The organism is Nocardioides dubius, from assembly GCF_039528155.1.
Taxonomy (GTDB): Bacteria; Actinomycetota; Actinomycetes; order Propionibacteriales; family Nocardioidaceae; genus Nocardioides; species Nocardioides dubius.
The window spans coordinates 57,201-69,158 of record NZ_BAAALG010000008.1 but is presented as its reverse complement, the minus strand read 5'-3'; the positions used below and the strand labels follow the sequence as shown (position 1 = coordinate 69,158).

The 11,958-nt window shown below is 70.9% G+C and carries 11 protein-coding genes; 4 read left to right on the top strand and 7 right to left on the bottom strand.

What is annotated here, in order from left to right; all coding sequences use genetic code 11:
* Positions 1-1,153: CaiB/BaiF CoA transferase family protein (locus ABD151_RS10210; protein WP_343993936.1), on the bottom strand; the 1,153-nt coding region annotated here is incomplete at its 3' end.
* A gap of 124 nt (positions 1,154-1,277) precedes the next feature.
* Between ABD151_RS10210 and ABD151_RS10205 the strand changes: the two genes are divergently transcribed.
* The 4 genes from ABD151_RS10205 (at position 1,278) to ABD151_RS10190 (ending at position 5,399) form a co-directional block, all read left to right on the top strand.
* On the top strand, positions 1,278-1,820 hold the full coding sequence (locus ABD151_RS10205; RefSeq protein WP_343993934.1) for a PadR family transcriptional regulator: 543 nt from the start codon (positions 1,278-1,280) through the stop codon (positions 1,818-1,820).
* A gap of 2 nt (positions 1,821-1,822) precedes the next feature.
* Entirely contained in the window at positions 1,823-3,823 is a 2,001-nt protein-coding gene (locus ABD151_RS10200) for an oxidoreductase (RefSeq protein WP_343993932.1), read from the top strand.
* 223 nt (positions 3,824-4,046) lie between these two features.
* On the top strand, positions 4,047-4,742 hold the full coding sequence (locus ABD151_RS10195; RefSeq protein ID WP_343993930.1) for a pirin family protein: 696 nt from the start codon (positions 4,047-4,049) through the stop codon (positions 4,740-4,742).
* A 78-nt stretch (positions 4,743-4,820) separates the two neighbouring features.
* The gene (locus ABD151_RS10190; RefSeq protein WP_343993928.1) at positions 4,821-5,399 is read left to right on the top strand and encodes a TetR/AcrR family transcriptional regulator; all 579 of its coding nucleotides are present in this window, start codon (positions 4,821-4,823) and stop codon (positions 5,397-5,399) included.
* Positions 5,400-5,410: 11 nt separating this feature from the next.
* On the opposite strand, the gene ABD151_RS10185 is transcribed toward ABD151_RS10190, so the two are convergent.
* From ABD151_RS10185 to ABD151_RS10160, 6 genes are all read right to left on the bottom strand, one after another.
* On the bottom strand, positions 5,411-6,229 hold the full coding sequence (locus tag ABD151_RS10185) for a CheR family methyltransferase (RefSeq protein WP_343993926.1): 819 nt from the start codon (positions 6,227-6,229) through the stop codon (positions 5,411-5,413).
* Positions 6,226-7,308 carry a protein-glutamate methylesterase/protein-glutamine glutaminase gene (locus tag ABD151_RS10180; RefSeq protein ID WP_343993924.1) on the bottom strand — a complete coding sequence of 361 codons (1,083 nt, stop codon included), beginning with the start codon at positions 7,306-7,308 and terminating at the stop codon, positions 6,226-6,228. Before ABD151_RS10180 ends, ABD151_RS10185 begins: the two co-directional genes overlap by 4 nt.
* 5 nt (positions 7,309-7,313) lie before the next feature.
* Positions 7,314-8,882: a methyl-accepting chemotaxis protein gene (locus tag ABD151_RS10175; protein ID WP_343993922.1), complete on the bottom strand. Its 1,569-nt coding sequence runs from the start codon at positions 8,880-8,882 to the stop codon at positions 7,314-7,316.
* A 58-nt stretch (positions 8,883-8,940) separates the two neighbouring features.
* Positions 8,941-9,345, bottom strand: coding sequence for a chemotaxis protein CheW (locus tag ABD151_RS10170; RefSeq protein WP_343993920.1), 405 nt, complete (start codon positions 9,343-9,345; stop codon positions 8,941-8,943).
* 11 nt (positions 9,346-9,356) lie between these two features.
* Positions 9,357-11,627: a chemotaxis protein CheA gene (locus tag ABD151_RS10165; protein ID WP_343993918.1), complete on the bottom strand. Its 2,271-nt coding sequence runs from the start codon at positions 11,625-11,627 to the stop codon at positions 9,357-9,359.
* Positions 11,628-11,704: 77 nt separating this feature from the next.
* Positions 11,705-11,958 (bottom strand): hypothetical protein (locus tag ABD151_RS10160; protein ID WP_343993916.1); only part of this gene is annotated, 254 nt, incomplete at its 5' end.

The following is an 11,958-nucleotide window of genomic DNA, read 5'->3' as shown; positions in this document are numbered from 1 at the left end:
CCTGGACGGCGGCGCCGCTCTCCAGGAGCGCGTCGACGTCGCCGACACCCCAGGCGGCCAGCGCCTCGCGGGTGTGGGCGCCCGGCTGGGGCGCCGGCGGGTGGGACAGGGTCGCCGCGGTGCGCGAGAAGCGCGGCGCGGGCTGCGGCTGGACGATGCCGTGGTGCTCGACGAAGACCTCGCGCGCCGCCATGTGGGGGTGCTTGATCGCCTCGCTCATCGGGATGATCCCGGCGACACAGGCATCGGTGCCCTCGAAGATCTCCACCCACTGGGCCTGGGTCTTCGACTTGAAGGTCTCGGTGAACAGCGCGCGCAGCGCCTCGCCGTTGGCCGGGTCGTAGCGGTCCGGCGCGGTCTCGCGGACGCCGAGCAGGTCGATCAGGACCTCGTAGAACTGCGGCTCCAGCGAGCCCACCGACATGTGCTCGCCGTCGGCGGTCTCGTAGATGTCGTAGTAGGGGACGCCGCCGTCGAGCAGGTTCGAGGCGCGCTCCTCCTTGAAGCCGCCACCGGCCAGGAACGCGGCGCCCATCGCGTTGAGGTTGGCGGTGCCATCCACGATCGCGGCGTCGATGACCTGTCCCTGACCGGAGGCCTTGGCCTCGAGCAGGGCGGCCAGGATGCCGATCACCAGGTAGGTCGAGCCGCCACCGAAGTCGCCGACCAGGTTCCCCGGGAACTGCGGCTTCTCCTTGACCTGCCCGAGCCCGTGCAGGGTGCCGGTGATCGCGATGTAGTTCATGTCGTGGCCGGCCACGTGGGCGAACGGGCCGGTCTGGCCCCAGCCGGTCATCCGGCCGTAGACCAGGCGCGGGTTGCGGGCGAAGCAGTCGTCCGGGCCGATCCCCATCCGCTCGGTGACGCCGGGGCGCATGCCCTCGATCAGCACGTCGGCGTCCTCGACCAGCTGGAGCACGGTCTCGACGGCAGCCGGGTCCTTGAGGTTCAGCGCGACGCTGGGCCGGCCACGGTTGAGCAGGTCGTGGCTGCCGCCGGTGAGCGCCTGGCCGCCGGGCCGCTCGATGCGGATCACGTCGGCGCCGAGGTCGGCGAGCATCATGCAGGCATGGGGGCTGGGGCCGATTCCGGCGATCTCCACGACCTTGACGCCGCGCAGCGGGCCAGTGCCCTGACCGAGTTCGAAAGTCATGCCGCGATTGTGACAGATCTGGTGTCAGAGTTGCAGGGCCGACCAACCAGTAACCTGTTCTACTTCACTGTGACGCGGGCCACACCTGCTATGCAACTAGTTGCATAGCAGGCATTCTCGTAGCGTGGCCCTCGAACATGCCCTCCTGGTCTCCCTCGCCGAGCGCGCCGGCGCCGGAATGGAGCTGACCCGCCGCTTCGACGCCTCGATCGGCTTCTTCTGGCAGGCCACGCACCAGCAGATCTACAAGGTGCTGGCGCGGATGCAGGAGCGCGACTGGCTCTCCTCGCAGGTGGTCGCCCAGGCCGACGGCCCCGACACCAAGGTCTATGTGGTGACGCCGGCCGGGCACGCCGAGCTCCGCCGCTGGCTGGCCGAGCCCACGGCACCGCTCGCTGCGCGCAGCGACCTCGCCGTCCGGCTGCGCGGCGCCTCCTATGCCGCGGACCGCACCGCGATCCTCGACGACGTCCGGCGCCTGATCGCCGACCATCTGGCCCGCCGCGAGCTCTACCAGCAGCTATGTGCTCGCGACTACCCCGAGCCCGCCGAGCTGACCGGCCAGGACCTCGACCACTACCTGGTCCTGCGCGGCGGCCTGCGCCTGGAGCAGTTCTGGATCGACTGGCTCACCGAGTACCTCACCGCGCACACCGCCAAGGAGTGACCATGCCCTACCCCCACCTGCTCGCACCGCTGACGATCGGCGGCCTGCGCCTACGCAACCGCGTGGTGATGGGCTCGATGCACACCGGCCTCGAGGACTTCGCCTGGAACCTCCCGAAGCTGGCCGCCTTCTACGCGGAGCGTGCCGCCGGCGGGGTCGGCCTGATCATCACCGGCGGCTTCGCGGTGAACCGGCGCGGCTGGCTCAAGCCCCTGGCCGGGGAGATGCGCACCCGCCTGGACGCGGAGCGGCACCGCCAGATCACCGCCGCCGTGCATGCCGAGGGCGGCGCGATCGCGCTCCAGGTGATCCACGCCGGCCGCTACGGCTACAGCCCGTTCAACGCCGGCGCCTCCGACCGCAAGTCGCCGATCACCCCGTTCCGTCCCAAGCGCCTCTCCAGCAAGGCGATCGACCGCACCGCCGACGACTTCGCACGCAGCATCGCGCTGGCCAAGAAGGCCGGCTACGACGCCGTCGAGGTGATGGGCTCGGAGGGCTACTTCATCAACCAGATGCTCGCCGCACGCACCAACGACCGGACCGACCAGTGGGGCGGCAGCGCGGAGCGACGGATGCGCTTCCCCGTCGAGGTCGTCCGGCGGGCCCGCGCGCTGGTCGGCGACGAGTTCCCGATCATCTACCGGATCTCCCTGCTCGACCTGGTCGAGGACGGCCAGACCTGGACGGAGATCGCCGCCCTGGCCACCGCGCTCGAGGCGGCCGGCGTGAGCGTCTTCAACACCGGCATCGGCTGGCACGAGGCACGCGTGCCGACGATCATCACGCCGGTCCCGCAAGGCGCCTGGGTGCCGTGGACGGCCCGACTCAAGGAGGTCGTGTCGGTCCCGGTCTGCGCCTCGAACCGGATCAACACCCCCGAGCTCGCCGAGCAGATCCTCGCCGACGGCGACGCCGACCTGGTCTCGATGGCCCGCCCCCTGCTGGCCGACCCCGACTTCGTGAACAAGGCGGCCGAGGATCGCGCGGCGGAGATCAACACCTGCATCGCCTGCAACCAGGCCTGCCTGGACCACGCGTTCCGCAACAAGACCGCCTCCTGCCTGCTCAATCCGCGTGCCTGCAACGAGACCACGCTGCTGATCACCCCGACCCGGCACCGGCGCTCGGTCGCCGTCGTGGGCGCCGGACCGGCCGGCCTCTCGGCAGCGGTGACGGCGGCCGAGCGCGGTCTCGACGTCACCCTCTTCGAGGCGGCGGCGAGCATCGGGGGCCAGTTCCGCTACGCGGCGGCGATCCCCGGCAAGGAGGACTTCCGCGAGACGATCCGCTACTACACCGCGCGCCTGGCCCGGCTCGGCGTCGAGATCCGGCTCTCCACCACCGCGACGGCCGCCGACCTCGCCGGGTTCGACGACGTGGTAGTCGCGAGCGGCGTCCGTCCGCGCGAGCTCGACCTGCCCGGCATCGACCACCCGAAGGTGCTCCGCTACCCCGAGGTGCTCAGCGGATCGGTGACGCCGGGTGCGCGGGTCGCGGTGATCGGGGCCGGCGGGATCGGCGTCGACGTCAGCCACTTCCTCACCCATGACCCGAGCGAGACCACCGACGACTGGCTGGCGCACTGGGGCGTGAGCCGCGACGACGACGTCCCCGGCGGTCTGGTCGCCAAGGCGCCACGCAAGGCGGCCCGCGAGGTCTTCCTGCTGCAGCGCAAGACCACGCCCATCGGCGCCGGACTGGGCAAGACCTCCGGCTGGGCGCACCGGGCGGTGCTCAAGGACTCCGGCGTCACCCAGCTCTCCGGCGTCCGCTACCAACGCATCGACGACGAGGGGCTGCACATCACCGTCGACGGGCAGGCACAGGTGCTCGACGTCGACCATGTGGTGATCTGCGCCGGGCAGGAGTCCGTGCGCGGCCTCTATGACGAGCTCGGCGCCGACCGCGGCGCCCACCTGATCGGCGGCGCGGAGCTGGCTGCCGAGCTGGACGCGAAGCGCGCCATCGACGCCGGCACCCGGCTCGCCGCCCGGCTGTAGCCCGCATCGGCGGACACCGCTTGCGATGCCGGTGGACATCACCATCCACGACACCGCCCGACGTGATACAACACACGTCACGGGCCCTGGAATCACCGGACGGCACCCGTTAAAGTTTCAATAGTTGGACACCCTCGTGTGTCCCCCCAAGCTGCCCCGGACGGACCACACCCCCCGATTGGTCCGTTCGGGGCTTTCAACATTTCTGGATAGGTTCACCCTCGTGTTGATCCTGCGCAGCGGCCAGCGCACCGCCGAACGCGTCGAGGGCAGGCTGACCCGCCACTCGTTCTCCTTCGGCAGCGCCTACGACCCCGACAACCTGCGCTTCGGTCTGCTGGTCTGCCACAACGACGACCTGCTCGCGCCCGGCCACGGCTACGCCGAGCATCCGCACTCGCATCTTGAGGTCGTCACCTGGATGCTGGACGGAGCCCTCACCCACCAGGACTCCCGGGGCCACCGGGGCGTCCTGGAGGCCGGCAGCGCCCAGGTCATGTCGGCGGGCGACGGCCTGCGCCACAGCGAGACCGTGGACCCGGCCGCGGGCCCGACCCGCTTCATCCAGGCCTGGGTGCTGCCTGACGAGCCGGGCGGCGAGCCGCGCTACTCCAGCGGCGCCTTCGCCCCCGACGCCCAGTGGACGCCGGTCGCCTCCGGGGCCGGCCACGACGCCGCCGCGCGGCTCGGCTCCGCCGGAGCGACGCTGTGGGCCGCGCGTCCGGGGCCCGGCGATCTGCTGACGGTTCCCGCAGCCGCCTTCGCCCATCTGTTCCTGGCACGGGGCAGCGCACGGATCCACCACGCCCAGGGCGTCACCGAGCTCGGCGAGGGCGACGCCGTCCGGCTGCGCGACGAGCAGGTCGAGGTGACCGCCCAGGTCGCGTCGGAGCTCCTGCTGTGGACCTTCACCCGATAGCATCCAGTCCACGAGGTCAGGTCTGACACCCGGTGTCAGTCCTGACCTGATGACGAGAGTGGCGCCAGGAGGCAGTCGATGACGACGTTGCGCGAGCGGACCCGGCAAGCGGTGCGCGATGAGGTGCTCACCGCAGCCTGGCGCCTCTTCGCCCGTCACGGGTTCGAGGCGACCACGGTCGAGCAGATCGCCGAGGCCGCCGGCATGTCCCGGCGCAGCTTCTTCCGCTACTTCGCGACCAAGGAGGAGCTGATCCTGGTCCGGCTGATCGAGCACGACGAGAAGATCGCCGCCCTCCTCGCCGCGCGACCGGCCACCGAGGGCGCCTGGACCGCGATCCGGGCCGCCGTGGCTCCGATCATGGAGTCCCACGAGCAGCACCACGACCGCAGCCTGGCGCTGATCCGGATGATGCGGGAGCCGGGGCTGCGCAGCACGATCGCCGAGCGCGAGCGGCTCTGGATCGGCCTGATGGCGCCGCTGCTCGCGAAGCGCCTGCCGCGCACCTCGGTGCCGTTCGACCAGGACCCTCGCCCGCTGGCGGTCGCCGGCGCCGCGGTGATGGCGCTCTCCTCCGCGCAGGCGATCTGGGCCGAGCACCCCGACAAGTCGCTCTCGCGACTGTTGGACCGCGCGATGAGCGCCTTCGACTCCTGAGCGCCGTTGGGCTAGCTCGGGCCCGGCCGGTAGACCGAGGAGCGGCCGATCAGGTTCCGCTCCCAGTCGTCGTCAACGCCCATCGTGGTCTCCGCAGCGCCCAGGAACAGGTAGCCGTCGGGAGCCATCACCTGCCGGACCCTACGCAGCACGTCGCGCTTGGTCGAGCGGTCGAAGTAGATCAGCACGTTGCGCAGGAAGACGATGTCGAAGCGCCCGAGCATCGGGAACGGCCGGGTCAGGTTGAGCGGACGCAGCTGCACCCGGTCGCGGATCGCCTTGCTGATCCGCCAGTTCGCCCCAGTCCGCTCGAAGTGCCGGACCAGGCTGGTCGCGGGCAGCCCGCGGTTCACCTCGAGCTGGGAGTACTCGCCGGTCGCGGCACGCGCCAGCATCTCCTCGGAGAGGTCGGTGGCCAGCACCTCGATCCGCCAGCCCGCCAGCTCGGGTGCGTCCAACGCCGTCATCACGATGCTGTACGGCTCCTGGCCGCTGGAGCACGCCCCCGCCCAGATCCGCAGCGTGCGGTCGGCCCGTGAGCGGGCGAGTGCGGGGAAGACGGTGCTCCGCAGTGCGGCGAACGGCTCGGCGTCGCGGAACCAGGACGTCTCGTTGGTGGTCAGCGCCTCCACGACATGCTTGAGCCCGGACGGCGTCCGGCGTCGCGACAGCTCGCTCACGTAGGCGTCGACGTCGCGGTGCCCGGCGGCGCGCGCGAGCGGCACCAGGCGGGACTCGACCAGGTACTCCTTGCCGGCGCCCAGCACGATCGCGCTCTCCGCTCGCACCAGCTCGCGAACGAAGCTGAACGAATGGGTGCTGATGCTCACCGAGCGACTCCCGGAAGCGGCGGGATGCGCCGGCTGATCTCGGTGGCGAGGTCGCGCAGGGAGAGGATCTCCTCGGCCAGGCCGGCGGTGGCCACAGCGCCGGGCATGCCCCAGACCACCGAGCTGGCCTCGTCCTGGACCACCACGCTGCCGCCGCGATCGACGATGTCGCGGGCGCCGCGGCATCCGTCGGAGCCCATCCCGGTCAGCACGACGCCCAGGACGCCGTTGCCGGCCACCCGAGCGCCGGAGCGGAAGAGCACGTCCACGGCAGGACGACAGAAGTTCTCCGGGGGCTGCTGGTTGAGTCGCGCGACCAGCTGACGCCCCTCGGCGACCACCTCGAGGTGGTAGTCGCCCGGTGCGATGCAGACCGTGCCGGGGCGCAGCACCTGGCCGTCGGTCGCCTCGGTGACCTCGACCCCGAGCAGCCGGTCCAGGCGCCCGGCGAACTGCTGGGTGAAGACCGGCGGCATGTGCTGCACCACCGCGATCGGCACCGAGAGTGCGGGCAGGCGTCCGAGCAGGTTGCCGAGCGCCTCCGGACCACCGGTCGAGGAGCCGATCGCGAGCAGCCGGTAGCCGCCCGGAGGACGCGGCGCGGCGGCCCGCTTGCTGATCGCCGGCTTCGCCACCGGCACCGCGCCCAGCGTCGCCGGGCGACTGGCCCGGCGCGGGACCAGCGACTTGATCCGGGGGATCAGCGCCTCGCGCACCTGCTCGATCGAGCGCCCCACGCTGCCCACGTTGGCCGGCTTCGGCACGTAGTCGGAGGCACCCGCAGCGAGCGCGTCGAAGGTGGCCGACGCGCCTCGCTCGGTGAGCGTGCTGAACATGATCACCGGCACCCGGTTGCCCGACGCGCGCAGCTGGCGCACCGCCTCGATGCCGTCGACCTCAGGCATCTCGATGTCCATCGTCACCAGGTCGGGCTTGAGCGCGGCCACCTTCTGCAGCGCGGCCCGACCGTTGACGGCGGTGCCGACGACCTCGATGTCGGGATCAGCCGCAAGCAGGTCGGAGACCAGCTTGCGGATCACCACGGAGTCGTCGACGACGAGCACCCGGATTCCGGTCATCGCGGTCAGTTCAGCCGGAAGCGGGAGAGCTGGTTGCGCAGGCCGCCCGACATCTCGGCGAGCTCGCCGATCGCCGCCAGGGTCTGGTTGACCGCTTGGGTGGTCGAGGTCGAGGCGGTGGCCACGCCACCGATGTTGACCGCGATCTCGCCGGAGCCGGTCGAGGCCTCCGCGACGTTGCGCGACATCTCGTTGGTGGTGGCGGTCTGCTCCTCCACGGCCGAGGCGATCGTCAGCTGGTAGTCGTTGATCGAGGTGATGATCGTGGCGATCTCGCCGATCGCGTCCACCGCGCCGGTGGTGTCGCCCTGGATCGCCTCGACCCGGCGAGCGATGTCCTCGGTCGCCCGGGCGGTCTCCTGGGCGAGCTCCTTGACCTCGTTGGCGACGACCGCGAAGCCCTTGCCCGCCTCGCCGGCACGAGCGGCCTCGATGGTCGCGTTGAGGGCCAGCAGGTTCGTCTGCTCGGCGATCGAGGTGATCACCTTGACGACGTTGCCGATCTCCTGGCTCGAGGTGCCGAGCTTGCCGACCGAGACGTTGGTGGTCTCGACCATGCCGACGGCCTGCGAGGCGACCCGGGCGGCCTCGTTGGCGGAGTGCGCGATCTCGCGGATCGAGGCGCCCATCTGCTCGGCGCCGGCCGCCATGGTCTGCACGTTGCGCGACACCTCGTCGGCGGCACCGGAGACGACACCGGCCTGGACCGAGGTCTCCTCGGCGCCGGCGGCGATCTGCTGCGAGGAGGCGGAGAGCTCCTCGGCCGCGGCGGCGACGGCGTCGGCCGAGCCCTGCGCGGTGGTGACGATCTCGGCGACCGAGGCCATCGAGGAGTTCAGGGCCCGCTCGAGCTCGCCGAGCTCGGCCGCGGAGCGCTCCTCGACGCGCTGGCTGAGGTCGCCCTCGGCGAAGTGGGTGAGCACGTCGACGCTGTTGCGCAGCGGACGGGTGATCGAGCGCGTGATCAGGTAGGCCAGACCGCCGAGCACGATCAGGCCGAGCGCCGAGGCGCCGTAGAGCAGCATCGAGGCCTGCTTGCGGGTCTCCACCCGCTCACCGCGTGCCTCGATCGCGCGCTCCTCCAGCGCGTCGATGGTGCCGCCGATCAGCACGTCCATCTCGTCGTTGGCCTTCTGGATCTCGTCGACCCGCTTGCGGGTCGCGGTCCGGTCCTCGATAGCGGCGTCGACGAAGGTGTCCATCGTCTCGATGTACTTCGCCCAGGCGGCCTGGAACTGGGCCACCTGCTCGTCGGTGCCCGGCAGGTCCAGCGTGCCGATCTCCTCGACCAGGCTGTTGATCGTGTCGGTGTCCTCGTCCACGTCGTCGGCGAACTGGGCGTTCTCGTCGTAGGCCACCGACTTGAGGGCGGTCACCTTCAACTCGCTGGCGCGGGTGTCGAGGGTGTGCATCAGGGTCAGCGCACTCTCGTAGGTCTGCAACCGGTCGGCGTCGTTCTGGAGCTCGCGGAAGCCGATGAAGGCGACGGTCGAGACGACGAGGGTGGTCGCGGCGCCGATGCCGGCGATGGCCGCCAGCCGGCGGCCCACGGTCCAGGTGATGTTGACAGACAAGGCAGATCCTCAGGGGTCGGTGCAGAAAGGTGAAGGAAGAACAGGGATCGCGCGCGACTCAGGCGGCGACGGCACGCTCGACGTCGAGCGCGAGCAGCAGGTGCTTGTCGAGCTTGTAGGCGCCGTGCAGGAACTCGCGGGCCGGGCCGGCCAGGGTGTCCGGCGGCGGCTCGAACTGGTCCTCGTCGACGTCGATGACCGCGCCGATCGTGTCGACCAGCAGGGCGATCGTCTCGCCGGCCACCCGGACCACGACGAGCATCGGCTCGACGTCGGGCGCCCGGGCGGGCAGGTCGAGACGGGCGCGCAACTCGATCGCGCTCATCACCTGTCCCCGCAGGTTGATCAGTCCGGCGATGGTGTCCGGCGCCAGCGGGATCCTGGTCCGGGGCTGGCCGCGCAGCACCTCCTGCACGGCGTGGACGTCGACGCCGTAGAGGTTCCCCTCCAGGGTGAAGGTCACCAGGCGGCTCCTCACATCGCCTCCCGGAAGTCGTGGCCGGCATCGCCGTCCAGGTAGAAGTCCGGGTCGACCGCCATGATCGCGGCGCGGACGTCGAGCACCTCGACGAGCCGATCGCGAACCAGGGCAGAGCCCAGCACGCCGCGGTCGGTGACGTCGTCATGGAACTCGGTGACCTCGTCGACGATGTCGACGATCGCGTCGACCACCATCGCCACGCTGCGGGTGCCGACGGTGTAGATCACCACCACCAGCTCGCCGCCGCTGCGCTCGCTCATCACGCCGTAGTAGGAGCCGAGGCGGACCACCGGCAGGATGCTGCCGCGGTAGCGCACCACCTCGCGACTGCCGACCCGCTCGATCGCGGTGTGCGCGAAGGTCTCCAGGCGGGTGACCGACGAGAGCGGGATCGCGACCCGGCGGTTCTCGCCGAGCCCGGCGACCAGCAGCCGCAGGGTCTCGCCGGCCCCGGAGCCGCTCTCCGACTCCCCGTCGTCCGCGGTCTCCAACGCCTCCGTGTTGAGCACCCGGCGCGCCAGCGCCTGGACGTCGAGGATCAGCGCGACCCGACCGTCGCCGAGGATGGTGGCGCCCGAGTAGGTGCCGATCGCCTTGAGCTGCGAGCTCAGCGGCTTGACCACGATCTCCTCGGTGGAGAGCACCCGGTCGATGACCAGCCCGAAACGCTTGCCCTCGGCCTGCAGCACCGCGATCAGCACGTGCCCGTCCGAGCGGTCGGACTCGACGCCGAGGACGTCGGCCAAGCGGACCAGGGGAAGCAGGGTTCCGCGCAGCCGGTAGACCGAGGCGCCGTTGACGTCCTCGACCGCGTTGGCCGCACGCTCGGGGTCGAGCGCGACCAGCTCCAGCAGGCTGAGCTGCGGGATCGCGTAGCGATCGCCCGCGCTCTCCACGATCAGGGCAGGCACGATCGCCAGGGTGAGCGGGATCCGGAGCCGGCAGGTGGTGCCGCGGCCGACCGAGGACTCGACCTCGATGGTGCCGCCGATGCCCTCGATGTTGGTCTTCACCACGTCCATGCCGACACCACGCCCGGAGACGTTGGTGACCGCAGCGGCGGTGGAGAATCCGGGCTGGAAGATTAGCTGCAGGATGTCCGACTGGGTCATCAGGGCCAGCTGCGCCGACGTGCGCAGGCCGCGCTCCAACGACTTGGCGGCGACCAGCTCCGGGTCGATCCCGGCGCCGTCGTCACTGACCTCGACGACGACCTGGCCGCCTTCGTGGTAGGCCCGCAGGGTGACCATCCCCTCGGCGGTCTTGCCGGCCGCGACCCGTGCCTCGGCGCTCTCCAGGCCGTGGTCGACGGCGTTGCGCACCAGGTGGGTGAGCGGGTCTTTGACCGCCTCCAGCAGCGAGCGGTCGAGCTCGGTCTCCCGGCCGACCATGGTCAGCGAGACCGACTTGCCGCACTGGGCGCCGAGGTCACGCACCACCCGCGGGAGCTTGGCCCAGAGGTTGTCGATGGGCTGCATGCGGGTCTTCATGACCCCCTCCTGCAGCTCGGAGGCGATCAGGTTCAGGCGCTGTGCCGAGCGGATCAGCTCGACGTTCTGCTGGTCGCCGGCCTGGCGGACGATCTGGTTGCGGGTCAGCACCAGCTCGCCGACCAGCTGCATCAGCGAGTCGAGCAGGTCCACGTCGACGCGGATCGACGACTCGGAGATGCTGCGCCGGCCGTTGCTCTCCTCGGGATGCTCGGGGGCGAGCTCCGCAGGGGCGGCCTCGGCGATGGGCGCCGGGAGGGCGGTGGGCACGGCAGGAGCGTCCAGGACGGCCGGAGTCTCGTCCGGCGCGGGAAGCGCCGCCGGTGCCGCGGGGACCGCGAGCTCTGCTGTCGGCTCGCTCTCGCGGCCCTCCAGGACGGCGGTGATCCGCTCGACCACCGGGCTGACGTCGGTCTCGCCCTCGTCGCCGCCCTTCTCGATGCAGGAGAGGAGGTCTCGCACGATGTCGACCATGTGCAGCAGCACATCGGTGGTCAACGGGGTCATCGACATCTCGCCGTCCCGCAGCCGGGCGAGCAGGTTCTCGCCGACATGGGTCACGGCCTCGAGGCGCCCGAAGGCCAGGAAGCCGCTGGTGCCCTTGATCGTGTGGATGGTGCGGAAGATGCTGCCCAGCAGCTCCCGCGAACCGGGCTCGCGCTCGAGCGCGACCAGGTCTCGGTCGAGCTGGTCCAGGTTCTCGAGGCTCTCCACGAGGAATTCCTGGACGATCTCGTCGATCTCGTCCAACGGGGTGTTGCCTCTCATCGTCATTGCGCGCAGCAGCCTCCTGCGCAGCAGGACGGACGGGCGCTCTCGGTGCAGGGTGGGCCGGGACCTCCCGGCAGGGGTCAGTGCCGGGGCGTGCCGAGCGGGAACGGCTCGATCTGCTCGGCCCGCGGAGCCGGGATGCGGCCACCCGAGCGGACCTGCGCCATCGGCACCCATGCCTTGCGACCCGTGGAAGCGAGGTAGACCCACGCATACCGCGTACGGTCGCCAGAGAGCCCTTCATCCAACATCACGCCATCCGTGACGTCGCCTCCCTCGAGGAGGACTTCGACTTCGAGCTCTCGACGCATGGGCCGTACGTTAGTGCGGAAAT

Coding starts and splice junctions, on each gene's coding strand:
- ABD151_RS10200 (WP_343993932.1), top strand. CDS start 1,823: ATGCCCTACCCCCACCTGCTCGCACCGCTGACGATCGGCGGCCTGCGC.
- ABD151_RS10190 (WP_343993928.1), top strand. CDS start 4,821: ATGACGACGTTGCGCGAGCGGACCCGGCAAGCGGTGCGCGATGAGGTG.
- ABD151_RS10180 (WP_343993924.1), bottom strand. CDS start 7,308: ATGACCGGAATCCGGGTGCTCGTCGTCGACGACTCCGTGGTGATCCGC.
- ABD151_RS10165 (WP_343993918.1), bottom strand. CDS start 11,627: ATGACGATGAGAGGCAACACCCCGTTGGACGAGATCGACGAGATCGTC.